The sequence below is a fragment of the Streptomyces sp. NBC_00009 genome (assembly GCF_045040855.1).
Taxonomy (GTDB): domain Bacteria; phylum Actinomycetota; class Actinomycetes; order Streptomycetales; family Streptomycetaceae; genus Streptomyces; species Streptomyces aureus.
On record NZ_CP108312.1, the window covers coordinates 505,852 to 529,845 of the forward strand.

22 protein-coding genes and 1 pseudogene are annotated in these 23,994 nt (G+C 68.4%); 12 read left to right on the top strand and 11 right to left on the bottom strand.

The features are described 5' to 3' along the window. The first annotated feature begins 61 nt into the window (after positions 1-61). Positions 62-550, top strand: a complete 489-nt coding sequence (locus tag OHA58_RS02335) for a TetR/AcrR family transcriptional regulator (RefSeq protein ID WP_405484710.1) — start codon at positions 62-64, stop codon at positions 548-550. Positions 551-1,069: 519 nt separating this feature from the next. On the opposite strand, the gene OHA58_RS02340 is transcribed toward OHA58_RS02335, so the two are convergent. Next, positions 1,070-1,846: a prephenate dehydratase gene (locus OHA58_RS02340; RefSeq protein ID WP_405484712.1), complete on the bottom strand. Its 777-nt coding sequence runs from the start codon at positions 1,844-1,846 to the stop codon at positions 1,070-1,072. 275 nt (positions 1,847-2,121) lie between these two features. Here OHA58_RS02340 and OHA58_RS02345 point away from each other — a divergent pair, with 275 nt between their 5' ends. Beyond that, the gene (locus OHA58_RS02345) at positions 2,122-4,887 is read left to right on the top strand and encodes an AAA family ATPase (RefSeq protein WP_405475827.1); all 2,766 of its coding nucleotides are present in this window, start codon (positions 2,122-2,124) and stop codon (positions 4,885-4,887) included. Between the two features lie 20 nt (positions 4,888-4,907). Here OHA58_RS02345 and OHA58_RS02350 read toward each other — a convergent pair whose 3' ends face one another. Continuing rightward, a complete protein-coding gene (locus OHA58_RS02350; RefSeq protein WP_405475829.1) occupies positions 4,908-5,714 on the bottom strand; it encodes an alpha/beta hydrolase in 807 nt (268 codons plus the stop codon). 321 nt (positions 5,715-6,035) lie between these two features. On the opposite strand from OHA58_RS02350, the gene OHA58_RS02355 reads away from it, so the two are divergent. Then, positions 6,036-6,488, top strand: coding sequence for an SsgA family sporulation/cell division regulator (locus OHA58_RS02355; protein WP_405475832.1), 453 nt, complete (start codon positions 6,036-6,038; stop codon positions 6,486-6,488). 70 nt (positions 6,489-6,558) lie between these two features. Here the strand turns inward: OHA58_RS02355 and OHA58_RS02360 are convergent, their stop codons facing one another. Both OHA58_RS02360 and OHA58_RS02365 read right to left on the bottom strand, forming a co-directional pair. Then, entirely contained in the window at positions 6,559-7,560 is a 1,002-nt protein-coding gene (locus tag OHA58_RS02360) for an IS481 family transposase (RefSeq protein ID WP_405484714.1), read from the bottom strand. Positions 7,561-7,628: 68 nt separating this feature from the next. Beyond that, positions 7,629-8,552: an NAD(P)-dependent oxidoreductase gene (locus OHA58_RS02365; protein WP_405484716.1), complete on the bottom strand. Its 924-nt coding sequence runs from the start codon at positions 8,550-8,552 to the stop codon at positions 7,629-7,631. On the opposite strand from OHA58_RS02365, the pseudogene OHA58_RS02370 reads away from it, so the two are divergent. Both OHA58_RS02370 and OHA58_RS02375 read left to right on the top strand, forming a co-directional pair. Beyond that, positions 8,534-8,830, top strand: a pseudogene (locus OHA58_RS02370) (ABATE domain-containing protein); the annotation flags it as partial. The gene OHA58_RS02365 and the pseudogene OHA58_RS02370 sit on opposite strands and share 19 nt — an antisense overlap. Before the next feature lie 181 nt (positions 8,831-9,011). Beyond that, positions 9,012-10,109, top strand: coding sequence for a helix-turn-helix domain-containing protein (locus OHA58_RS02375; protein WP_405475834.1), 1,098 nt, complete (start codon positions 9,012-9,014; stop codon positions 10,107-10,109). Positions 10,110-10,450: 341 nt separating this feature from the next. On the opposite strand, the gene OHA58_RS02380 is transcribed toward OHA58_RS02375, so the two are convergent. Beyond that, complete coding sequence (locus OHA58_RS02380; RefSeq protein ID WP_405475836.1) at positions 10,451-10,660, bottom strand: hypothetical protein; 210 nt, start codon at positions 10,658-10,660, stop codon at positions 10,451-10,453. A 113-nt stretch (positions 10,661-10,773) separates the two neighbouring features. Between OHA58_RS02380 and OHA58_RS02385 the strand changes: the two genes are divergently transcribed. Further along, entirely contained in the window at positions 10,774-11,004 is a 231-nt protein-coding gene (locus OHA58_RS02385; RefSeq protein ID WP_405475838.1) for a hypothetical protein, read from the top strand. 48 nt (positions 11,005-11,052) lie between these two features. Here OHA58_RS02385 and OHA58_RS02390 read toward each other — a convergent pair whose 3' ends face one another. Beyond that, positions 11,053-11,850, bottom strand: coding sequence for a hypothetical protein (locus OHA58_RS02390; RefSeq protein WP_405475841.1), 798 nt, complete (start codon positions 11,848-11,850; stop codon positions 11,053-11,055). 333 nt (positions 11,851-12,183) lie between these two features. Between OHA58_RS02390 and OHA58_RS02395 the strand changes: the two genes are divergently transcribed. Continuing rightward, positions 12,184-13,281, top strand: coding sequence for an integrase core domain-containing protein (locus OHA58_RS02395; protein ID WP_405475844.1), 1,098 nt, complete (start codon positions 12,184-12,186; stop codon positions 13,279-13,281). A gap of 163 nt (positions 13,282-13,444) precedes the next feature. On the opposite strand, the gene OHA58_RS02400 is transcribed toward OHA58_RS02395, so the two are convergent. Beyond that, positions 13,445-14,056: a class I SAM-dependent methyltransferase gene (locus OHA58_RS02400; RefSeq protein ID WP_405475847.1), complete on the bottom strand. Its 612-nt coding sequence runs from the start codon at positions 14,054-14,056 to the stop codon at positions 13,445-13,447. Between the two features lie 537 nt (positions 14,057-14,593). Between OHA58_RS02400 and OHA58_RS02405 the strand changes: the two genes are divergently transcribed. Further along, entirely contained in the window at positions 14,594-15,001 is a 408-nt protein-coding gene (locus tag OHA58_RS02405; RefSeq protein ID WP_405475850.1) for an FKBP-type peptidyl-prolyl cis-trans isomerase, read from the top strand. Between the two features lie 37 nt (positions 15,002-15,038). On the opposite strand, the gene OHA58_RS02410 is transcribed toward OHA58_RS02405, so the two are convergent. Further along, on the bottom strand, positions 15,039-16,124 hold the full coding sequence (locus OHA58_RS02410; RefSeq protein WP_405475853.1) for an integrase core domain-containing protein: 1,086 nt from the start codon (positions 16,122-16,124) through the stop codon (positions 15,039-15,041). A 1,301-nt stretch (positions 16,125-17,425) separates the two neighbouring features. On the opposite strand from OHA58_RS02410, the gene dnaK reads away from it, so the two are divergent. The 3 genes from dnaK to OHA58_RS02425 are packed head-to-tail and all read left to right on the top strand — an operon-like array spanning position 17,426 to position 20,127. Further along, entirely contained in the window at positions 17,426-19,315 is a 1,890-nt protein-coding gene (gene dnaK, locus OHA58_RS02415; RefSeq protein ID WP_405475855.1) for a molecular chaperone DnaK, read from the top strand. A 2-nt stretch (positions 19,316-19,317) separates the two neighbouring features. Then, the gene (gene grpE / locus OHA58_RS02420) at positions 19,318-19,884 is read left to right on the top strand and encodes a nucleotide exchange factor GrpE (RefSeq protein ID WP_405475858.1); all 567 of its coding nucleotides are present in this window, start codon (positions 19,318-19,320) and stop codon (positions 19,882-19,884) included. A gap of 51 nt (positions 19,885-19,935) precedes the next feature. Continuing rightward, complete coding sequence (locus tag OHA58_RS02425; RefSeq protein WP_405475861.1) at positions 19,936-20,127, top strand: CsbD family protein; 192 nt, start codon at positions 19,936-19,938, stop codon at positions 20,125-20,127. A gap of 634 nt (positions 20,128-20,761) precedes the next feature. Here the strand turns inward: OHA58_RS02425 and OHA58_RS02430 are convergent. Together OHA58_RS02430 and OHA58_RS02435 are read right to left on the bottom strand one after the other, a co-directional pair. Further along, positions 20,762-21,775 carry a zinc-binding alcohol dehydrogenase family protein gene (locus OHA58_RS02430; protein WP_405475863.1) on the bottom strand — a complete coding sequence of 338 codons (1,014 nt, stop codon included), beginning with the start codon at positions 21,773-21,775 and terminating at the stop codon, positions 20,762-20,764. Between the two features lie 324 nt (positions 21,776-22,099). Continuing rightward, positions 22,100-22,432 carry a DUF6343 family protein gene (locus tag OHA58_RS02435; RefSeq protein WP_405475865.1) on the bottom strand — a complete coding sequence of 111 codons (333 nt, stop codon included), beginning with the start codon at positions 22,430-22,432 and terminating at the stop codon, positions 22,100-22,102. Between the two features lie 356 nt (positions 22,433-22,788). Between OHA58_RS02435 and OHA58_RS02440 the strand changes: the two genes are divergently transcribed. After that, positions 22,789-23,208, top strand: coding sequence for an SseB family protein (locus tag OHA58_RS02440; RefSeq protein ID WP_405475868.1), 420 nt, complete (start codon positions 22,789-22,791; stop codon positions 23,206-23,208). A gap of 525 nt (positions 23,209-23,733) precedes the next feature. On the opposite strand, the gene OHA58_RS02445 is transcribed toward OHA58_RS02440, so the two are convergent. Next, positions 23,734-23,922 carry a DUF6381 family protein gene (locus OHA58_RS02445; protein WP_405475871.1) on the bottom strand — a complete coding sequence of 63 codons (189 nt, stop codon included), beginning with the start codon at positions 23,920-23,922 and terminating at the stop codon, positions 23,734-23,736. Between the last annotated feature and the right edge of the window lie 72 nt (positions 23,923-23,994).

A 23,994-nucleotide genomic window follows, 5' to 3' on the forward strand; every position in this document is an offset into this window, starting at 1 on the left:
CGGTGCGGTGAGAGCCGATGCAGCGCGCAATCTGGAAGCCGTTCTGACCACCGGAGCACGCATGCTCGCCGCAGACCCCGGCGCGAGCATCGCGAGCATCGCCGCCGAGGCAGGTGTGGACCGGCGCACCGTCTACCGCCGCTTCGCCTCCCGGGAGGAGCTCCTCGCGGCCATCTACGAAGCCCGCTTGACGGCCATCGAGGACGCCATCGAGGACGCACGACTGCGGGAGGCGCCCGTCGCCGTCGCCCTGCACCGCTACGTCGAGAACATCATCACCGTCAACCGCACCTGGCCCGTCGACCTCACCCGCATGCTCGCCGACGACAGCGTCCACGCTCGCCGCGACGCGTCCGTCCACGAGGTCGACGCCTTCCTCCGGCGCGCCACCGACGAAGGCCTCCTGCGCCCTGGTCTTCCGTCGGGATGGGCGAGCGAGCTGTTGCCCCAGCTCATGCACCTCGTGTCCCGGCAGCTGCCCGATCTGAGTCCCGGCCAGGCGGCGGACGTCGTCGTCGACACGCTGCTGAACGGCCTCGGGACGTCCTGACACACCGACGGCCTGACGAAGCGATCGCCGTCAGCCGAGGCGGACTCCTTCGAGGAAGCGGCCGACCAGGTCGACGCGCTCGGCGAGGGCGTCGGGGCCGCAGGTAGGCAGGGCCGGGCCCGGACGCATACGTGTCTCCTCAGGCAGTGCCCCGGTCCGGGGCACTGCCCATAATCCGAGCGGGTTTCCAGAGTGGCGACCGTCCGGGCGGGGCCGACGGCGTGATCAGAGTCCCCTCGGCCAGTCCCTCACGGCGCCCGAAGGCGAGCGCACGGGCAGCAGAGGTGTGGTCAGCACACCACCGAAGTCAAGGGCGGGGCCATTGCGGTGCTGAGTCATACGCACACCCGAAAAGGCTGCCGCGGCCGGTCTTCCATCAGGTCGATATGTTTGTCGCCGGTCAGTCACATGTGCGCGCGGCTCACGCGTGTGGACTCCCGGGGCGGGCCCTATGTTGTCCCAGTGACGGGCTCTCCACCGCCCCGGCGACGGTGGCGGAGCGCCCGGGGCCCCTCTCGGTCAGTTCTTCAGCCGGTGCGGATGCGCGGGGTACACCCCCAGGATGCGCACCTCGGAGGAGAAGAAGCGGAGCTCGTGCAGGGCCAGGGCGACGCGCTCGTCGTCGGGGTGTCCCTCGATCTCAACGTAGAAGCGGCTGGCGTTGAGCCCGGCGCCGATCTGGTAGCTCTCGATCTTGGTGAGGTTCACACCGCTGCTGGCGAACCCGCCCAGAGCCTTGTAGAGCGCGCTGGGGATGTTGCGGACGCTGAAGAACAGGCTTGTCATCGACGGCTCCCCGGTGTGCGGGGTCGGGCCGGCGTCCCGCGAGAGGACGACGAACCGAGTGGTGTTGTCCGGGTCGTCCTCGACCTCGGGCCGCAGCACGTCAAGGCCGTACAGGGCAGCCGCGGCGGGCGGGGCGAGCGCCGCGTGCCGCGGGTCGCCCAGTTCGGCCACCTCGCGCGCCGCTCCGGCCGTGTCGTCGCTGACGAGGGTGCGCCAGCCGCCCTCCCGCAGCGCCTTGCGGCACTGTCCCAGTGCGTGCACGTGGCTGCGTACGCACTCCACTTGGTCCAGGGTCGCGCCGGGCACCCCCATCAGGTCGAAGCGGATGGCGAGGAAGTACTCGGCGACGATGAACAGCCCCGACTCCGGCAGCAGGTGGTGCACGTCAGCGACGCGTCCAGCGGCGGAGTTGTCCACCGGGATCACGGCGACGTCGGCGGCGCCGAGCGTCACGGCGTCCAGGGCCTGTTCGAAGCTCGTGCAGGCCAGCTCGTCGCCCTCGGGGTACAGGGCACGCGCAGTGGTTGCCGAGTTGGATCCGGGTTCACCCTGCTATGCGGCGGTCGTCACCGTGTTCAGCCTTCCTCGGGGAGGTCCTGTCGTGGGGCAGCAGAAGCTCCGTCGCGTACCGCACCTGCTTCAAGTATCGGTGAACAGGCCTCGATCAAGCGGCATGTGGCTGCGAGGGACGACGTACCCTCACCATTGCGCCTGGCGTGTTCCGTACGCACGGACGCGAGAGCGTTCGGGGCAGCCGGTTCAGCGGTGAAGGGGAGTGGGGGGCGATGGAGTCGATCGTCGGGGCCATGGTCGGCCGGGAAAACGAGCAGAAGGTGCTGTCGGCGTTCGTGGCGGCCTCCGGAGGGCAGGCTCTCGTTCTGCGCGGTGACGCAGGTGTGGGCAAGAGCGCCCTGCTGGACCACGTCGTCGAACTCGCGACGGCCGAGAAACACAGGGTGATCAGGGCGGCCGGCGTCGAGGCCGAGTCGGAGCTGCCGTACGCCGGTCTGCATCAGTTCCTGTATCCGCTGCTCACCTACATCGACGGACTGGACGACCCCCACCGGGGGGTCTTCGACGTCGTCTTCGGCAAGGGTGAGGGCACACCTCCCTCAGTCATGATGCTCGGGATCGCCGTTCTCGACCTGCTTTCCCTCGCGGCGTCGCAGCAACCCCTCCTGCTGGTGCTCGACGACGGCCAGTGGCTCGACACCTCCAGCACCGAGGTGTGCGGTTTCGTGGGCCGCCGGCTGACCGGCAGCTCGGTGAAGCTCGTCGTCGGGTTGCGCTCCGAGGTGCCCTCGGGCTTCGACACGGCCGCGCTCCCCGAACTGGCGGTGACGACGCTGCCGGAGAAGGTCTCCGGACAACTCCTGGACATGCACCATCCTGGCCTCGATCCTCAGATCCGCCGTCTGGTGCTGGACGAGGCCCAGGGCAATCCGTTGGCCCTGCTGGAACTGCCGCCCTATGTGCGCGGCGGCCGGGCGGGACGCAGTCCCGAGGAACTGTTCGGGTACACCGGCATCCCGCTCCCTCTGCGTCTGCAGCACGTGTACGGCGCCCGTATCGAGGCCCTCGGCGATGCCGTGCGCGCGGAGCTGCTGCGCGGCGCACTGGACGGCGTCGGTGCAGGTACGGCGGCCGACCGCACCAGGAGCACGCGCTTCCGCATGCTCGACGCCGACGAGGCCGCGGCCTGCGGTCTGTTGGACGTCGACCCGCTCAGCGGCGACTTCGTCTTCCGGCACCCCCTGGTGCGCTCGACCGTCGTGCAGAAGGCAACACCCAACGAGCGACGCGCGGCTCACGCGGCCCTCGCCCAGGTGCACCGCGACGACGTCGAGCGGCGGGCCACGCATCTGGCAGCGTCGACGGTCGACCCCGACGAGGAGGTCGCGGCCGCGCTGGAGGCAGCCGCGGACTCCGCCACCCGGCGGGGCGGTGCCCTTGCCGCCATGGCCTGGCTGACCCGTGCCGCGGAGCTCAGCGAGAGCCGCGAAGAACGGTCCAGGCGGCTGGGCAGCGCGGCGCACGTCGCCGCGCACGCCGGCCAGCTGGACCAGGTCCGGCAGTTGGTCCGCTCGGACACCGGGTCCGGCAACAGCGATTCCCCGGCCTCGGTGGTCGCATCGGGCTATGTCGCGTCCCTCGAGGACGGGGACCTGCTGTCCTCACGGCGCCAGGTCTTCGCGGCGATCGGGAGCATGCGCGACGGCGGGGTGCGGGAGCCGGACGAGGTGCTCACGCACTTGGTCGACCTGCTGCTGGGGATCAACCTGTACACGGGTGACGAGGACGGGTGGGAGCGGACTCATGAGCTCCTGGACTCGCTGGGCGACCTGGTGTCCTCGTATTCGCGCGTCTACCAGGACGCCTGGGGCGACGTGGTGCGTCGCGGCGCCGGTGTACAGGACCGGGTGGAACGCGCCTTCGCCGGTCTCTCCGACCTGGAGCCGTGGGATGTTGCCCGGCTGGCGGTCGCCGCCCACCGCGTGGACACCCTCAGCCGATACCGGCCGCATCTGCAGCGCACCGTGGACCGCGAGGCGGAGACGGGGGCCCTGGTCAACGTCATGTCCTTGCTGCACATGATCATGATGGACCAGATGGCGGTCGGCGAGTGGGACGAGGCCGGGCGCACGGGACAGCGTTGCCTGGAGCTGACGACAACACACCGGCACACTCTGTTCGTTCATCACGCGCAGGCACAGCTGGGTCTGCTGGCCGCGATGCGCGGTCAGGTCGAGCGGGCCCGGGAGTTGCAGGCCACCGTCGATGCCTGGGCCCGCCCCCGCGGCATCGGATTCCTCACCCAGACCGCCGACGCCATCGGCACCACCGCCGCCCTCGCCGAAGGCGACTACGAAGCCGCCTACCTCCACGCCATCGGCATCACGCCCCCCGGCACCTTCACCCCCTACGCCTATCAAGCCCCCCGCACCCTCCTCGACCTCGTCGAAGCAGCCCTCCACACCGGCCGCACCCAACAAGCCCGCACCCACGCCCTTGCCGCCCACAACGCCGGCCTCCCCGACATCTCCCCCCGCCTCGCCCTCATCACCTGCGGCGCCCTCGCCATGACCACCACCGACCCCACCGAAGCCGACCACCTCTACCACCAAGCCAAAACTCACCCCGCCGCCCCCCACTTCCCCTACGAACACGCCCGCATCCAACTCGCCCACGGCATCCGCCAACGCCACACCCAAGGACGCAAAGCCGCACGCCCCTCGCTGGCCCTGGCCGCAGAAACCTTCGAACGACTCGGAGCAACCACCTGGGCAGAGCGCGCCCGGGCCGAGCTCCGTGCCGCTGGTGCGTCCGCCCTCACCTCCTCGGCACACCTGGAGGCGCTGACCTGGCAAGAACGCCGAATAGCCGACCTCGCCGCCGGCGGCCTGACCAACAAGGAAATCGGCGAACGCATGCACCTCTCCCCCCGCACCGTCAGCTCACACCTCTACCGCGTCTTCCCCAAACTCGGCATCACCTCACGCGCCGCCCTCCGCGACGCACTGAGCAAGATCCCCGGCGACCGGAACGCGTAGGACGGCGGCACGCAGAGCCGTCACGCGGGGTAGGCGCGGAGGTCGTGTTCGTCCAGCCAGCCGAGGACGTAGTCGGCGACGACTCTCCACCCACTGTCGATGACCAGGGAGTGCGCGCGATCCGCGAACTGCTTGAGGTCGGTCACGGCCGTGGAGTCGCCGTACTGCTTGTACACCGCGCGCGTGATGGAGTCGGGCACCAGCAGGTCCTCCTGCCCGGAGATCAGCAGGAGCGGGCCGCGGTCCGCGTTGCCGATATCCGCCGCGGTACGCGGGCTGCGTACCGCGCCCACGTACCCGAGGTCGGCGAGCAGACGGCGGGGCGTCGGCATCACGTAGCGCTCGAAGAGCCGGTCGGACTCCTCCGCCGCGACGGTGTTCGCGAAGGCATGCTGAAACTGCTCCGGAGACAGGGACACCAACCGTTCGGTTTCGGCGTCGTCGGCACGGGCGGGGGTCCACAACCGGGCCGGGGCGTCCGGCAGCAGAACGTCGTTGATCGGGGCGGGTGCGATGGCCACCGCGGCCCGGCCGATGTTGGCGCCGATGAGATGCTGCGCGATGAGGCCGCCGACCGAGTGGCCGACGATCACCGGCGCGGTTTCGAATGAACGTACGATCTCCGCGTAGTGGTCCGTCAGCATGTCCAGGCCAGTGCCGGCGAGCGTCTCGGAAGACTTGGGCATCTCCCGGACGGCGGCCGCCTCTCCCGGCCATCCGGGCGTGAAGGCGAGAAACCCCCGGCTCGCGAAGCGCTCCGCCCATGACTCCCAGGACAGCGCGTGCAGCCAGGTGCCATGGATGAAGACGACGGGAGTGTGGTTCACGGCTGGCCCCTCCGAGCATGACGATCACCCGGCTCTGGCATGCGGGCGACATTTTCAGGATCGTTCAGGCGCAGGTCAGGGGCGACAGTCGAATGACTTAATGTTCACGATCCCGAGCTCCCCCAGGGTCCGAGCGCCCCGGGAAGTTCACCCCGGAAGGGGCGCCCCGATACGGACCGTTGTCGGTCTGGCGGGCGTCCGTCAGCACGACTCACCGTCGAAGTCGGCGACATTGGACGGTCAAGTGACTTATGTACGACGCTCCCGCAGCGACGAGGGTAGGTCGGGCCAGCTTTCACCACGGGGAAGGATCCACCCGCCATGAGCAGCAACCAACCAGGAGTACGGGCCCGCTTGGCGCCGCACGTCCGCCCTGAACTGATCCTGGACATCGAGCGGGTGCTGGATGTCGCCACCCGGCAGACCATCAGGGCGGAGTTCCGGTTCGACCCGGGGGCTCCCCTGGTTGTGTCCGTGGATCTTCTCATCGAAGGCGGCCCGCGTGCCCTGTGGCGGATCGGCCGCGACCTCCTCCAGCAGGGGCTGTACTCGGTGAGCGGCCTCGGCGACGTCCAGATGTGGCCGACGCACTCCAAGGACCGGGCCACCGCGTGGCTTCAGCTGGCCTCCCAGGACATGGCGGCCCTGTTCGAGCTGCCCGTGACCCCGCTGGAGGAGTGGCTGGAGTACACCTACAAGCTCGTTCCCGCCGGTCGAGAGCTCGCTGAGATCGACTGGGAGGCCCCCACCGCGGATCTGCTCCAGGGCCCCTGAAGAACGGTCACCGAGCACCAACTCCGCCCCGTGCCCGGCTCACATCGCGGGACACGGGAGGTGCCAAGACCTAGGTGTATGAAGCCATGACGTTGGTGACGCTGCTGCAGGCTCGCGCGGCTGGGGGCTGGTTTCCGACGGCGGTGTGTGGCCGATGGTAGTTGTAGTGGACGTTCCAGACCGAAAGGGCTTCAGCGCGTTGGGCTTCTGAGGTCCACAGGCGGGCGTAGAGGAACTCTTCGGAGAGGATCCGGTTGTACCTCTCGACCTTGCCGTTGTGGCGGGGCGCGTAGGGGGTGATCCGTTGGTGGCGGGCGCCCTGGAGGACGTGGGCGAAGTCGTGGGCCCGGTAGCAGGCGCCGTTGTCGGTGACGATCCGCTCGATCTTGGTGATCCCGTGGGCGGCGAAGAACGCCTTGGCCCGGTTGACGAACCCGATTGCTGTCTTGGCCTTCTCGTCGGGGAGGGCCTCGGTGTAGGCGAGGCGGGTGTGCCCGTCCACGGCCGAGTGCAGGTACACGTACCCGGCTTTGGCGCCCCTGGCCTTGGCCCGGTCCGCGGCCTTCGCCTGATTGCTGCCGCGGCCGTGGGCGCGCCAGCCGCCGCCGTCGGGGATGCGGCCGACCTTTTTCACGTCCACGTGGACCATGTGCCCGGGCCTGCGGGCGTGGATCTTCCGCGGTTCGCGGTTCGTCTCGCCGATGGGGTCGATGAACTTCCGCCGGTTCAGCCCCAGCGCGGCGAGGTGGCGGGTGACCGTCCGGCGGGAGATTGGCATGCCGTCAGCGGCGAGCTCGAACGCGATCCGGGCCGGGGACCACTTGTGCTCCCGCCGCAGCGCCCCGATCCTCGCCACGACCTCGCAAGGGGGCGCTGTCGGTTGGCGGTGCGGTGCGCTGGAGCGGTCGAGCAGGCCCAGTTCCCCGTACCGCCGGTACCGGTTGACCCATTTGGAGGCACACGCGCGCGAGATGCCCATCTCCGCGGCGACGTGTGCGATAGGGCGGGTCTTGCAGCGTTCGATGAGGCGGCGGCGTCCTTCGACGGTCAGCGGGGCGTTGCGGTGCGGCACGGGCAGCATGCGGACCGCCCTGCCCGGCGCTGGGCACCGCGCGTCAACGACCGTACGAGCAGTGGTGTTCATCGCGGCTGCTGCTCGGCAATCACGGCCCAGTCGTCCGCTGCGCGGCCGTCGGCGATCGCCTGGTCGAACACGCCTCTGAGCAGTTCGCCGAACGGCAGGGAGACCGCTTGGCCGGCTGCTGCCTCGAGGGCGAGGTGGAGGTCCTTGCGTCCCAGTGCCGTGGTGAACGCGGCCGGCTGGTATCTCCGCTGCGCGATCATCGACCCGTATCCGGAGTAGACGGGTCCGGGAAAGAGCGTCGAGGTCAGCAGTTCGACGAACTGACCCGGGTCGGCGCCGGCAGCGTCGGCGACGCTGACCGCCTCCCCAAGAGACTGGATCGCGCAGGCGATCAGGTAGTTGCCCAGGACCTTGGCTATGTTGGCCTGCTCGGGCAGCTCGCCCAGGCGCCAGGTGCGCGATCCGATCACGTCGAAGAACGGATGGACCCGGTCGATGAGTTCGGGCTCTCCTGCGGCGAGGATGTTCAGCGCACCGGCCTCCGCGACGCTGACCCGGCCGAACACCGGGGCCGCGACGTAGCCGATCCCGTGCGCAGCGTGCGCCTCTGCGGCACGGCGGGCCAGCCCGACGCTCACCGTGGCCACGTTGACGTGGACCGCCCCAGGCCGGGCCTCGCCGAGGACCCCGGAGTCGAGGAATGCCTCCGCGAAGGCCGTGTCGTCGGACAGGACCGAGAACACCACCGAACACTGGAGGGCCTCCGCGACGGATGCGGCGCGGAGAGCACCGGCCTCCGCGAGCTCTTCCGCAGGCCCCGCTGAACGGTTCCACACCACAGTCTCATGGCCTGCCCGCACCAGATTGCGCGCGATCGCCCGCCCCATCCCGCCCAGACCGATGACTGCAACCTCGCCCATCGCGCAACCTCCAAATACGAACCGTCTAAGACGGCTCCATTGTGTCCGACCACGGCCGATTCAAGCTCTGGTCGCATGCCGCGGGGCTCGGCGTGCCCGACGTCTCACCCGCCGAGCTCCAGGATGCGCTCGAACTGAGGGAAGCGATCTACCGTGCCGGGCTGGCCGTCACTGTCACCCAGCGACCGGATCCGGGTGACGCGGCGATCCTGAACGGGGCCGCGGCCGCAGGACAGTCAAGGCTCGCGCTCGAGAACGGGCTCGCAGTCTGGCACCTCAGCGAGGAAGCACCGGTACCGGACGCGCTCGGCGTGCTTGCCGCCGACGCCATCCACGTACTCGGAGGCCCCGACCGCGGCCGGATCAAAGCATGCGAAGGCCCCGGCTGCGCCGTGCGCTTGCCGAATATCTCATCCGCCCTGGTGAGAGCGAGTGTGCCCGGTTTCGCCGATGTCGACCTCGGTTGCTCGAGTCGGCACTCTCGCGCAGTTGGAGGTCGCCGCGGCATGATGATCAACCGTGCTGCTTCGACTGGCTTACCTGGGTGTGACGAACGCGTTCGCGGTACTGCGCCTGCTGCCGATGAGCGATCGGGACAAAGACGCGGAGATCCTCGCCCTGCGCCATCAGATCACTGTGCTGGAACGTCAACTCGGCAACAACAGAGCGCGGTTCACTGCGAGCGACAGGGCGTTCCTGGCTTCACTGCTGCACCGTCTGCCCTTCGACGTGCTGCGCAGTCTGCGGCTGCTGGTGCGACCGGACACGGTGCTGCGCTGGCACCGCGATCTGGTCGCTCGCCGCCATGCTGTCGCCTCCCGGCCGAAACGCCCGGGGCGCCCACGGACGGTCCACTCCGTTCGGGCGCTGGTGGTGCGCTTGGCGAGGGAGAACCCCTGCTGGGGGTATCGCAGGATTCACGGCGAGCTGCTCGTCCTGGGCGTGAAGGTAGCTGCGTCCACGGTGTGGGAGATCTTGAAGGACGCCAGGATCGACCCTGCACCCGAGCGCGGCTCCAGCACGTGGCCGAACTTCCTGCGCTCCCAGGCCGACGCGCTGCTGGCCTGCGACTTCTTGGAAACCGTCACGTTGTCGGGGACGCGGATGTACGTGTTCGCGGTGATCGAGCACGCCAACCGGCGTATCCGGATCCTGGGAGCCACCGCCCACCCGACGGCATCCTGGGTGACACAGACGGCGAAGAATCTCGTCATGGACCTCGAAGACGCCGGCTGCCGGGCTCGGTTCCTACTCCGGGACCGTGACGGGAAGTTCCCCGCCCTGTTCGACGCCATCCTCCACGACGCCGGCATCGAGGTCGTACTCAGCGGCATTCAGATGCCGAGAATGAACTCCATCATGGAGAGGTGGGTGCAGACCTGCCGGCGCGAACTGCTGGACCGCACGCTGATCTGGAACCAACGCCATCTCTCCTATGCCCTACGGGAGTTCGAACAGTTCTACAACGGGCACAGGCCGCATCAGGGCATCGCCAATGCCCGCCCGATGCGCCCACTCCCCCAAACGATCAACGATCCGGGGCAGATCACCCGCCTCGACATACGACGACGCAAGCGTCTCGGCGGCATCCTCCACGAGTACGAACATGCCGCATGACGTGCACGGATGACATTTTCGGCAAGGACAGCCTTAAGCGGCTCCCCTCGGTGCTCAGAACACTGGTCCCTCAACCAAAGTTGAGGTCAAGCCCTTGTGATCCACATCATGGCCGCCAGGCTGCTCGTTGCGTGCCCCGCTCCACGGGCCAACCATCACGCTCAGCGGGCCAACTCGGGCGCTACATGGCCAACTGAAGCGCTCAGTCACAACGGCTCGGTCCTGTGCCTGTGGTCCAGGTGATCACACTTGGTGTTGGCGCGGGGCAGTCTCCGTGCGCGCGGCTGCCGTGGTGGCCGGATCAGTCGGGGTGGGTCCCGTCCGGGTCCGTGGCTGTGTGGTCAGCCGAAGTCGAGCGTGCCTGGGGGTGGAGTCGGCGGGCCCGGGGGTGTGTGGCCCTGCTCGGCGGCCTCCCAGCGGGCGATCAGCTCGTCCTTCCAGCCCTTCTGCGGAGGCCAGGGGACGCCCCATTCCGCGAGTTGGGCACGTGTCCATGCGCCCTTGGGGGTACGGGCGGCGGCGATCTCTTCCGGTGACGGCAGTACAGGCATGTGGGATCAACGAACGACAGAGCTCGGTGTCACCCGTCAGGTGGGCAGGCTCAGTGGGCCGGTCCCCCTTGGCCGAGGTGGCATCCGGAGCGGTGGCGATGGACGCTGGAAGCATGAGGGCCCTGTGGTCCGGCGTGATCCAGTTCGGGCTGGTCGTGCTGCCCGTGAAGCTGTTCTCGGCAACCGAGGAGCACCAAGTCCGGCTGCGGGAGATCCATGCCGCGCCCCTGCACAGATCTCCCACCTCGACGTACGCCGAAAAGACCGCCTCGGCGGAGTCCACCACGAATACCAACATGCCGCCTGAACTGCACGGATGGGGTTTTCGGCAGGCGCACCATTAGCCGGCCGCGAACGAGCTCCGCCGTCGGCGTATTGATCGCGCCCATCTCCTACGGCCCGCGGCCGAAGAAGCCGGACTTCAGGTCACCGATGACGGCGTCGAGTGGATGCCCACTCACGATGAACGGTCCACTCCAGGGCGCGCTGAGTGCGAAGAGCAGTGCCAGGCTCAGCCCAACCACACTCGCAACGCCCACGACGAGCAGTGACGTTCGCAGGCTGCTGCGGAAGATCAGTGCGCCGGCGTTCACGATCAAGGCCAGTCCGCTGACCACAAGCGTGACGACGTAGAGCGCGGGAACGTCGCGCGAGGCGGCCGCAATGCGGGCGCGACGACTACTGGTGACGCTGTCCAGGGACACCAGCAGCTCCGTGCTCGCCGGGGTTCCCAGCTCTGGCCGGGCCGCCTCGGCGCGCACGCTCCGCTCCAGTCGTGCGATCGCGTGAGCGGTGGCCGGGTCGTCACCGGACGCCGCTGCCGCACCCTCCCATTCTCTGACACGCGCGGTCTGCAGGTAGTCTAGCAGTGCCGCATGGATCGGCTCCGACTGGACTCGCGGACTTGTCGCCGCCCACCCCAGGCGGGAAGCTGCGGCCGCCTCGTCACTCACCAACCCCTCTGCTGCGCGCAGGTAACTGGCCTCGCTGGCCAGTGTGAGTGCCGCAAAGATCGCGAAGGCAGCGCCGAGTGTAGGCATCAGGGGTGTAGCGATCTGCGGCACCCTGCCCTGTTCCCCGACCGGTACGAGCGCCCGGACGCCGACCCGTGCCACGGCCGCGACCAGTAGGGCAAGGAAGAGCCAGCCCACAACCAGCACCACCGCCGGCAGCGAGGTCAACCAGTTCACCACATCACCTACAGCGTTCCCACGAGCGTCACACGGCGGCGACACATCGGCCCCGCGACCTGGAGCTCCTCGTCGATCACCTTCAACGAACGCTCCATCATCACAGGTCGAAGACCTCCCATGCTCGCGACGCCCGGCACAGCACCTCGCTTCGTTGGCCATCAGCCGAATACGGCCCGGTACCAGGACCACCAGGCTATTCGGCCGCCATGCGATGCACCTGCCCTTGCCGAATACCTCATCCATCCAGGTGGAGCGGGTTTCGGCGCTAGCCGAGGCCGCTCAAGTCGCCGCTATCGCTTGGCGGCGGTGGGCGCAGCATGACGATCAGTCGTGCTGCTGAGACTGGCGTACCTGGGTGTAACGAACGCGTTCGCGATGCTGCGACTGCTACCGATGAGCGACCGTGAGAGAGATGCCGAGATCCTGGCCTTGCGCCACCAGATCGGCGTTCTCGAACGGCAGCTGAACGGGCAGCAACTTCGGTTCCACGCGAGCGACCGGGCGTTCCTGGCGTCGCTACTCCATGACCTGCCACGAGAGGTGCTGCGTCAGATGCGCCTGCTGGTGAGGCCAGACACGGTACTTCGCTGGCACCGCAACGTCATCGCCCGCCGACACGCCGCTCAGTCCCAGCCGAAACGCGGAGGCCGACCCCGCACCGTGCACTCGATCCGGGTGCTGGTGCTGCGTCCGGCCAGGGAAAATCCAAGCTGGGGCTACCGGCGCCTGCACGGAGAGCTGCTCGTACTCGGCGTGACGGTGGCAGCATCCACGGTCTGGGAAATCTTGAAGGAGGCTGGCATCGACCCGGCTCCCGAGCGGGCCTCGACCACCTGGGCGGACTTCCTGCGCTCCCAGGCCGACGCGCTCCTGGCGTGCGACTTCTTCGAAACCGTCACCCTGGCCGGGACTCGCTTGTACGTGTTCGCCGCGATCGAGCACGCAAACCGCCGGATCCGGATCCTGGGCGCAACCGCGCATCCAACCGCGTCCTGGGTAGTCCAGGCCGCGAAGAATCTCGTCATGGACCTCGAAGACGCCGGCTGCCGAGCTCGCTACCTGATCCGGGACCGGGACGGAATGTTCCCGCAGCTGTTCGACGACGTGCTCAACGACGCGGGTATTGAAGTGGTGCTCAGCGGCATCCAGATGCCGCGCATGAACTCGATCACGGAGCGGTGGGTGCAAACCTGCAGGCGAGAGATGCTGGACCGCACGTTGATCTGGAACCAGCGCCATCTCCTTCACGCTCTGCGCGAGTTCGAGACGTTCTACAACGAGCACAGGCCGCACCAGGGCCTTGCGAATGCCCGCCCCCTCCACTCGCTGCCCGCCCCTATCGAGGACCCGGACCAGATCGCCCATCTGAACATACGACGACGAGCGCGGCTTGGGGGCACCCTCCACGAGTACCAACATGCGGCCTGACCAGCGTGGATGAGGTATTCGGCAAGCGCAACCTCAGCCACCCTCGCGTGTCGCTCGTGGCAGTCACGCTCTCGTAGCGGGCGCTGGCCTCTTCTCGGCTGTCAGAACTCCGCCGCAGCGGGCCTGGCGCTCACCCCGGTGGTCATGGACCTGAGCGGCCGGGTCAGGGGCTGGTGCGATGGATACTGACGGCGTAGCCACCGCCGTCGTAGGCGTCGGCGTCCCAGGTGGCAAAGCGGTCAACGAGGGCGAGGCCCGCCGCAGTGCAACTCGCGTCGTACTCCGGCAGCGTGATACCGGGCGGCACGGGCAGGTGAGCGGCTTCCAGACCGAAGCCCGCGACCAACAGCCCGCCCGGACGCAAAGCCCCGGCCAGGCGCTTGACCACCGCGGCCTCGGTACCGGCGGCCAGCAGCGGGAAGACATTACCGGCAGCGAGGACCAGGTCAAAGTCCGCCGCGATGCCGAGCAGGGCCGGATCGAACTCGGCGAGATCGGCCCGGAACCACGGCAGCTCCGGCGCGTGAGTCCGCGCCACGTCCAGCATCGAGTCGTCGAGGTCAATCCCGACGCAGTTGTACCCCAGCTCCGCCAGCCGGATCGCCACCCGTCCGGTACCGCACCCGGCGTCAAGCACCCGCGCCCCGGCGGGCACCAGGGCCGCACAGAAGCGCGCCTCACCATGCACATCCTTGCCGTTGCGGGCCAGCGCGGCGAAGCGCGCGGCGTACTCGTGTCCGGATGTGCCACCGGTCAGTTCCTGCCAACGACTCATGAGATCGACTATAGGCCGCCCTCCAGCTCCCGGTGCCTTCACTCCTCCTCGCGCTGCTGCCAGGTCGGGCCGGAGCGTTGCGTGGCGGGGTCGATGCCGGCTGCGTGGAGGATCTCCCAGACTTTGGAACGGGCGATCGGGTAGCCGAGGCGGGCGAGTTCGCCCTGTATCCGGCGGTGGCCCCAGCTGCTGTTCTCTCGGGCCAGGCGCAGGACGAGGGCTCGGATGGAGCGGACGGTGCGGGGGCGCTCGGACTGCTTGTTGCAGAGAGTTGTGCCTGCGAAGTCCCATGCTCGGTCGACATGTATCGCAATGTGCCGACAGCCGACTGCACCTCGTCTCGTTCTGGCGATTACTGCGTGACCTGTGCGAGCCGGTCGCGTTCATCGGCAGTGCAAAAGATCATCACGTGTGGCCGCTGGATCTGGTGTGCTCCGGGGACCGGCATTCTCGGTAGCGTGACCATCTGCTGCATGGAGTGTCCATGTGTCCGGCTGATCCGTGCGACGGCTTCCGACGGAGAGTGATGAGGCTGCAATGAGTGAACTGACGAAGCCCGAGGTCGACGTCCCGGAGGGTGACGCTCCTACCGAGCTGACCATCCGGGACCTGGTCGTCGGGGACGGGGCTGAGGTGAAGCCGGGCATGGTGGTCAGGGTCCACTATGTCGGGGTGACCTTCGAGTCCGGGAAGGAGTTCGATGCCTCCTGGGACTGGGGCCAGCCGTTCAAGTTCGCCCTGGGCAGTGGCAAGGTCATCAAGGGCTGGGACCGGGGGGTGAGGGGGATGAAGGTCGGCGGTCGGCGCGAGATCATCGTTCCCCCGCGTCTCGGCTACGGCAATCAGTCGCCCTCGCCGTTGATCCCGGCGGGCTCGACCCTGGTCTTCGTGGTGGACCTGCTGGACTCGTATTCCAGCACAACCGGGTGGAGCAACGCCTGCTGACCCTGGCCTGTGCCGTTCAGAAACGCATCGCTGCAGTTCATGCCACGTATCTGTACTCGTTGACGATGCCGCCGAGCGCCCGTCTGCGTAGGAGTCGGTCAACGGCCGGGGCGCTCAGGAGCACCGGGTGCTCCGAGACAAGGGGAGGTAGCTGCCCTCGAGCCTGGTGCGGGCGATGCTGGTTGTAGTGCCGGGCGTAGGCATCGAGTACTCGTAGGGCGTGGGTCTCGTTCCAGAACAGGACGTGATCGAGGACCTCGCGTCGCAGGGTCCCGATGACCCTCTCGCAGTGCGCGTTCATCCGCGGAGCACGCGGCGCTGTCTGCACGGGCTCAATGCCCTCGGCCTCGAAGACCGCGTCGAAGGACTCCGTGTATTTGCCGTCCCGGTCGCGTACTAAGTAGCGCAGCGACTCGAAGCGCACGCCCAACTCGACGGCGAGGTTACGGGCCTGCTGTACCGTCCACTCCGCGGTTGGATGCGCGGTCACGCCGGCAACGTGCAGGCGGCGCGTGCCGTGCTCGAGGAAGACCAGCGCATACACCCGGCGCAGGTCCACCAGGTCGATATGCAGGAAATCGCAGGCGATGATGCCGTCGGCTTGCGCCGTCACGAACTCGCGCCACGTGGGGCCGCTGCAGCGGGGCGCCGGTCCGATGCCGGCAGCGGTCAAGATCTCCCAGACCTTGGAGGCGCCGATCTGATGCCCCAGCCGTGCGAGCTCGCCCTGGATCCTGCGGCACCCCCACCGCGGATTCTCCTGAGCCAGCCGTACCACGAGCTCCTTCATCGCCTTGGCGGTCGGCGGCCTGCCCGGCTTGCTCCGGCGCGTGCTGTAGTCCCACCTGTCCGCGACAAGCCTTCGGTGCCAGGCGAGCAAGGTCCCCGGCGTCACTGGGAACACGTGCGCCCAGCGCAGCCGGGGTATCAGCGCGGACAGCGCCGCAAACCACAGCCGGTCCACCGGCTCGTACCGCACCGGGGCCGTGAGTTGCCTGCGCAGCACCGCGTTCTCGCGCCGGAGCACCAGCAACTCGGCGTCCTTGGTCGCCTGTCGGCGCAGGAGCACTGCTGGGACCGAGAGCAGTTTCCGTGTCACCTGATAGACGAGCGAGACGATCACCCGGGCATCGTCCCAGATTTGCCCCTCGGAGCGAGATGCGCCGGCCAGCCCAGAACCCCCTCCAGGGCACACAGATTCGAGCCACTCGAAGGCGATCGCATCGCAAAAGCAAATATGTTGGTAGCCTGCGGCTCCGCCTGACTCCCCCCTAATCCGCCATGCCGTCGCGTGCACTCTGGAGCACGCTGCTCAACCGAAGCCCCCGCAGAACGCCGCCGCGGCACCCCTCAGAATGAGTGGCATGCCTGTGCGCGACACATCGGACGCGCGAGCAAGTGCCGGACTACCAGGCCCCGCTCACCGGAGGGCGGCAAGGAGACATCTCGCCCGGGGACGCGGCCTCCCGCGCCGAACGCCACCATTACGGCGAACCGCCACCTTCGCACCCCGCGCTCGCGCCCCGCCTCACTTCCGGATGAACCCAGGCACCCACCCCGGCGCGCCGATATACGTGCGCCGTCGCAAGAGCAATCAGGGAAGCAACACTAGCGGAACACGCTGTGCACTCGCCAATGACGCTCTGACAGTGCGCCTCATGAAGCGAGAATGCAGTAAGCGTATTCTGCCGCCGCTGCTCCGCCTGGGCCTCCAGGTCAGTGACCCCACCGTCCCCCGAATAGCGTGCACCCCTCCCGGATGTCGCGACACACCGAGGAAGGTGGTGGTCCCCATCAGGATCTCGTCGGGTCTGGCAGCCGGCCCACGTAGTCGGGGGTGCGTCAACCCGCGCCGTGGGCGTTACCCCACGGGGATGTCCAGCAACCAGCTCGGTCTGGTCGCGGCCCACGTGTGCGCTGTGGGCAATTGCGCTTTGCCGACACCGTGTGGCTCTCGGCGACCAGCAGGTCGACGTCCGCCTTCCTGATCCGAGACCCTGGTCGGAGAGGCAAGTCAGGTCCGGACGCGCACCTCGTGGGGGGAGGTGAAGAGGTGGCTTGAAGTGGCCGGAACGGGGAACCGGATCTGTATGCGGTCCTGGGAGCGAAACCCTCGGCGACTGCTGGGTTGAACACTGCACCTTTCCGTGCCCGGCTGCGGGGACTGCGCCCCGACATCAACGTCGATGCCGTCACCGCTGAGCGGTTCGGGTGGCTGCGGGGAGCATACGACCACTCTTCGTGACCTAAGGCTGCTCGCCGCCTACCCACAGCCGTTGGCGCGACACCGTGCCTTCCCTGGGTGCGGTCCGCTCGATGCGCCACATGGTGGCTGTCCGGGTAGTCGCCGGTGTTCGAGGCCGCCGGTGCTGCTGCGGGAGGCGGCGCGTCCCGCGGTTTCCGTCAACCGAGGAGGGAATGGAGATGGCTCGCTCGGTCGGTATCGACCTCGGCACGACGAACTCGGTGGTCTCGGTGCTCGAGGGCGGTGAGCCCACCGTGATCACCAACACGGAGGGGGCCAGGACCACCCCGTCGGTCGTGGCCTTCGCCAAGAGTGGCGAAGTACTCGTCGGCGAGGTCGCCAAAAGGCAGGCAGTGACGAACGTGGAGCGCACCGCGCGCTCGGTGAAACGGCACATGGGGGACCACGGCTGGCGGTTCCCGGAAGCCGGGGACATCGACGGCAAGCAGTACAGCGCACAGGAGATCTCCGCGCGCGTGCTGCAGAAGCTGAAGCGGGACGCGGAGGCTTACCTCGGAGAGGACGTCACCGACGCCGTGGTCACCGTCCCGGCGTACTTCGACGACTCCCAGAGGCAGGCGACGAAGGAGGCCGGCGAGATCGCCGGTCTGAACGTCCTGCGTATCGTGAACGAGCCCACGGCCGCGGCGCTGGCGTACGGATTGGACAAAGAGAACGAACAGACCGTGCTGGTCTTCGACCTGGGTGGTGGCACCTTCGATGTGTCGCTGCTGGAGATGGGCGAGGGCGTCATCGAGGTGAAGGCCACCAACGGCGACACCAACCTCGGTGGCGACGACTGGGACCAGCGCGTCGTCGACCACCTGGTCAAGCAGTTCAAGAACGGCCACGGTGTGGACCTGTCCAAGGACAAGATGGCGGTGCAGCGCCTGCGGGAGACCGCGGAGAAGGCGAAGATCGAGCTCTCGTCCTCGACCGAGACCACGATCAACCTGCCCTACATCACGGCGTCCGCCGAGGGCCCGCTGCACCTGGACGAGAAGCTCACGCGCGCCCAGTTCCAGCAGCTCACGTCCGACCTTCTGGAGCGCTGCAAGACGCCGTTCCACAACGCGATCAAAGACGCGGGCATCAAGGTGTCTGACATCCATCACGTGATCCTCGTGGGCGGCTCCACGCGGATGCCGGCCGTGACCGAACTGGTCCGCGAACTCACGGGCAAAGACCCCAACAAGGGTGTGAACCCGGACGAGGTCGTCGCCATCGGCGCCGCCCTGCAGGCCGGTGTCCTCAAGGGTGAGGTCAAGGACGTCCTGCTCCTCGACGTGACCCCGCTGTCCCTCGGTATCGAGACCAAGGGAGGGATCATGACGAAGCTCATCGAGCGCAACACCACGATCCCGACCAGACGCTCGGAGATCTTCACGACGGCCGAGGACAACCAGCCGTCCGTGCAGATCCAGGTCTTCCAGGGCGAGCGCGAGATCGCGGCGTACAACAAGAAGCTCGGGATGTTCGAGCTCACCGGTCTGCCGCCGGCCCCGCGTGGTGTCCCGCAGATCGAGGTCGCCTTCGACATCGACGCCAACGGCATCATGCACGTGACCGCGAAGGACCTCGGCACGGGCAAGGAGCAGAAGATGACCGTCACCGGCGGCTCCGCACTGCCCAAGGACGACATCAACCGCATGGTCCACGAGGCCGAACAGCACGCCGAGGAGGACCGCCGACGCCGCGAGGCCGCCGAGACCCGCAACCAGGGCGAGCAGCTCGTCTACCAGACGGAGAAGTTCCTCAAGGACAACGAGGACAAGGTTCCGGGTGACGTGAAGACCGAGGTCGAGGAGTCGCTCACCGAGCTGAAGGAGAAGCTCAAGGGCGAGTCCGCCGAGGGCGACAACACGGCCGAGATCCGCACCGCCACCGAGAAGGTCGCCGCCGTCTCGCAGAAGCTGGGCCAGGCCATGTACGCCGACGCCCAGCGCGCGCAGGCCGCGGGCGGCCCCGAGGCCGGTGCCCCGGGTGACGGGCACAAGGCCGCCGACGCATCCGACGATGATGTGGTCGACGCCGAGATCGTCGACGACGACAAGCCGGAGGCGGGGTGACCATGGAGAAGGAACAGCTGCAGCTCACCGACCCCTCGCTGAGGCGACTGCTCGAGGAGCGCACCGCCGACCTGCAGCGGGTGAAGGCCGAGTACGACAACTACCGCAAGCAGGTGCGGCGCGACCGCATGGCCGTGCGCGAGGTCGCCGTTGCCAACGTGCTGCGCGCCCTGCTGCCCGTGCTGGACTCTGTGGATCGCGCGTACGAGTACGAGTCGACGACACCGGGCCTCAAGGCAGTCACCGACCTCCTGCGCACTCAACTCGGTTCGCTGGGCCTTCAGTCGTTCGGAGAGGAGGGAGACGAGTTCGACCCCGCGTGCCACGAGGCCGTGACCCATCACGTCTCCCCGGACGCCGACCGGCTCAGCTGTACCCAGATCCTCTCCCCCGGATACCGGCTCGGTGACCGCCTGTTGCGTGCCGCCTACGTGGAAGTCACCGGGCCTCGACCCGAGCGGAACCACGACGGGGCGGAACGCCCCGACATCGGCGAGAGGGACAGCGAACTGCCCAGTCATCCCCGCGCAGGACCAGACGATCACAGCCGGCCGCGAGCACTCAGGTGAGGGTCGGCGTGCGCTGGAGACGCAGGAATTGCGCAGGAGGAAGGTGTCGTCATGACCGGCAGGGGCGGCATGGACAAGATCAAAGGCAAGGCCAAGGAGATGACGGGCAAGATCACTGGCGATCGCCGCAAGGAGGTCGAGGGTAAGGGCAACCAGGTCAAGGGCGATGCCAAGAAGGCCATGCGCGAGATCCACGACCGTGCGCGCGGCGCACGGGACTCCCTCAAGCGCCGGCACAACTGACACGGCCGAAGGGCACAGGCGGGGACGGACGAGAGAAGCACAGGCGGGGACGGACGAGAGGTGTGACGATGGCGCGCATACGCGTCGCCGATGATCAACTGGTCGTCCGCCTGACGTGATGGGAAAAGATCGCCGCGCGGCGGGGCAACGTGCGTGTGCCTCTGTCGGCAGTGCGCAGGGTCACGCTCGAACCCGCTTGGTGGCGGCCGCTACGCGGCACCCCCCGGCGTGGCACTTGCATCCCCGGAGCCGTCTGCCTCGGCACGCGGGGCCATCAGGGCGGGGAGGATTTCGTGGCCGTGAGGCCTCGCGGCCCCGTGGTGTGCGTCGAACTCTGGCCCTCCGCGCCTTTCTGCCTCCTCGCCGTCTCCGTACGGACCGAACCAGAAGCCGAGGCCACAGCGGAATCGATGCGCGGGGCTGCGCCGAAGATCGACACATCTACTCCTTGGCGCCAACCGCTACCAGTACCTGAGGAAACGCAATGAGGACAGGCCGACCGCCCACGCTGCATCCACGCCTGTACCGAGGCTTTCAACAACCTCAAGAGAAGTCGGCACACATCACCACCGTGCTGTACCGGCTCAACGATGCCTTGGACACTCGTGGGTGGGCACCCCGCGTAGGCGGGCCGTCACGTCGGCCAACGGAGTACGGCCACTCCGTTGATCCGGTCCGCGGCGAGGTCGTCCAGCGCCTGGTCCGCATGTGCGAAGTCGTAGTGCACCACCGTGGCGTGGAGCCGCTGTGAGGCGGCAATGGCGAGGAACTCCCGGCCGTCCTGGCGGGTGTTGGCTGTGACGGAGCGCACGCCGCGTTCGCGGAAGAGGTGGCGCTGATAGCGGAGGGGCGGGATGTCGGAAAGGTGGATCCCGGCGACGGCGAGTGTGCCGCCCGAGTCCAGTGCCTCAAGGGCCGTGGGCACCAGGTCGCCCACCGGTGCGAAGAGGATCGCGGCGTCCAGCGGCGCGGGCGGCCCTGTGGCGGCGTCACCGGCCGAGGCGGCGCCGAGTTCGCGGGCGAGGGCCTGCGCGTCCGGGGAGCGGGTGAGGACGTGGACTTCGGCGCCCAGGCCCACGGCGACCTGCAGCGTGAGGTGGGCGGAGGCGCCGAAGCCGTAGATGCCGAGGCGGCCGCCTTGGGGCAGGTCGGCGCGGCGCAGGGCCCGGTAGCCGATGATGCCGGCGCACAGCAGCGGCGCAAGCTCCTCGTCGCTGTAGCCGGTGGGCAGTTGGTAGGCGTAGGCCGCGGGTACGGTGGCGTACTCGGCGTACCCACCGTGCGAGTCCCACCCGGTGTATCGGGATGACGGGCACAGGTTTTCCTGATCCCGCACGCAGAAGCGGCAGGTTCCGCAGGTTCGCCGTAGCCAGGCAATACCGACGCGCGACCCCATCACGGGCGCACCGACTTGAGGGCCCGCCGCGACGACTTCTCCGACCGCCTGGTGGCCGGGCACCACCCTCTCCCGGTGCGGTGTCAGGTCGCCGTCCCGCACGTGGAGATCCGTCCGGCACACCCCGCACATCTTCACCCGGACCAGCAGTTCGTCCGCGGCCGGAACCGGAACGGGCAATTCGGTCAGGGCAAGTTCCCCACCGCCGTCGGCCACCCAGCCCCGCATCGTCGCCGGAATCCGCTCACTCATCGCTGCCACCTCAGGCCGTGTTGATGCCGTCGGACTCTGCGTGCCGCTTCACACAGAGGCTTCCGCAGGAGCCTTGGCGGTCCGCCGCTCACACGGTGTCCCCGCCTCGCGCGCTCGGGCCAGAGGGCGCGAGGCGGGCACGGTCGGTAAGCACCCGTCCGTATCGGTGAGCACCTGATCGGGCACCGAGCCGCCGACTACGTTGCGTACAGTCGTCTGCACGATCCGCCCCCACACACCACTGGTCACGTCCTCGATCTCCACCAGCGTTCTCACCCGCGTCGACACGCGGTTTCAAGTCTCCTGTCCGGTCGGCCTGACGCCTCACCCGCTGCCTGCCGTCGGCGGCGGCTTCTGTCGCGGCGTTCTGCCGCGTTCCCGCTTCAGGCGGCGGGCAACGGCCAGCAGGTCCAGCGCCGCCGACACGGCGAGCGCGGCGCAGACGGCGGCAAGTGTCGCCACGACAGCTCGGCTGAGTGCATCGCCGGGGCCAGCGGTCGCGGCCCACACGGCGGAGACGACGGCCGCCGCGATGAGCAGCGGCAAGAAGGCGGCTGCCAGCACGAGGCGCAGGCGAAGAGCGCTCTGCGCGGTGCTCGGTTCGGTGCCGGTCCGGGGTGCGGGTTTGCCGATGAGTCCGGAAGGCGAACGAGGCACGGGCTCCTCCGCCTGTGAGGAGTGTTTGCCGCTCATGATGCGACCTCTCTGGGCGTCGGCCAGTGGCGTATCACCTGGACCGCGCGGTCGACGCTCTCGGGTTCCCAAGGTGCCCGCTCGGCTTCGCGGGTGATCGGCTTACGCTTTCCCCGTTCCCCCACAGTCGGCAGTGATGCCTGCCCACAGGCCCCGCACCCCCCGTAATCCGCATCCGCATCCGCATCCGCCCGCATAATGCCGTGCCCCGAGATATCGAATGGCCGGATCACCCCCGGGTACCGGTCAACGTGAGGGAAAGCCCCCGCCCGGCCATCCCGCACCGGGCGGTTCCACCGGAGCCACGAGGGGACGGAGCGATGCGCGACGACGACATCCCCAAGGAATTGTTTGTGGCGGCCGCCCAGGACGCGCTGCGCGACCTCAACACCGCGCCTGACGACCAGGCGGCCCTGGACGCACTCGCCGGCTGCGACATTCTGGTTCCCGAGCCGGCCGACTTCACCGCCGCCGACAACACACCGGAAGAAGGCCGGCTGAGCCTCCCCGTGATCGATAATCCACCACAGCCCCGCACCGTTCCCGTCTTCACATCGGCGGAGCGGATGGTCCATACACTTCCCGATGTGTACGTCAGTCATCAGGTGCAACTGGGCCTTCTGGCAGCCAACTGGCCCACCGACGAAGAACTGGCACTCGCCATCGACCTCGGCCACCACGACGGCTTGATCCTCGCCAGCCACGGCGTACGTGCTCTGCTCGCTCCGCGCCGGAGATGACCGGCCGTTTCGTCTGGTCTGCCCCTCAACTAAGCAGCGGCTCAGGCAGTTTGCGCGTCCTCATCCAGTGCGTAGCCGCGTGCGACTTCGTCATCTCCGCTGCCCGCGCATGTCCCAGTGTCCTGGCAGCCCAGCGGCTACCGCACCTCAACCACCAGATCACGCGATGTCATCACAGGTGAGGTGGAGCGTTCCCCGTCCGTCGGCGATCGCGGGCGCTCTTGCGCGTGCCGGCCGTCGGGGTGCGTCCTGGGCTGGAGTCTGTCTGCCAGGGGGCCTGGAGGCCCACCATGCCCCATGCCAGCCATCTGTCAGGTCAGTCACGAACGACAGGACTTTCGGGTGTCATCCGGCGGCTGGTCAGGGCCCAGCCGCCGGGGGCGAACCGCATGAGGACCGCTGCCGGGCCGCGGGCGACTGAGCGGAGACAGCAGCGACCGGCCGGGGGCCTCCCGCATGCCAGAAAGCCACGGAGGGCCGGCCACCGGCCGGCGTCTGTACCCGGAACTACCGGGACTACCGGAACTACATCGTCGGGTCGATGTCCGGCTTGCCCGTACCGCCTGCATGCTCGCTCTGCTCCTTGAACTGGCGGGCCTTGTCCTTCAGACGCTGACGCTCCTGCGGGTCAGTGGCGCGTTCCGCGGCCTGTTCCAGGTCCTGCGCCTTGGCACGCATCTGCTGGGCACGACCGGACTCACCTGCAGCGCCCATGATCACTCCTTGGGTGATGAGGAAGAGCGGGCCACACCAGCGAAACAGGCCCCGACACTGCGGGTGCCGATT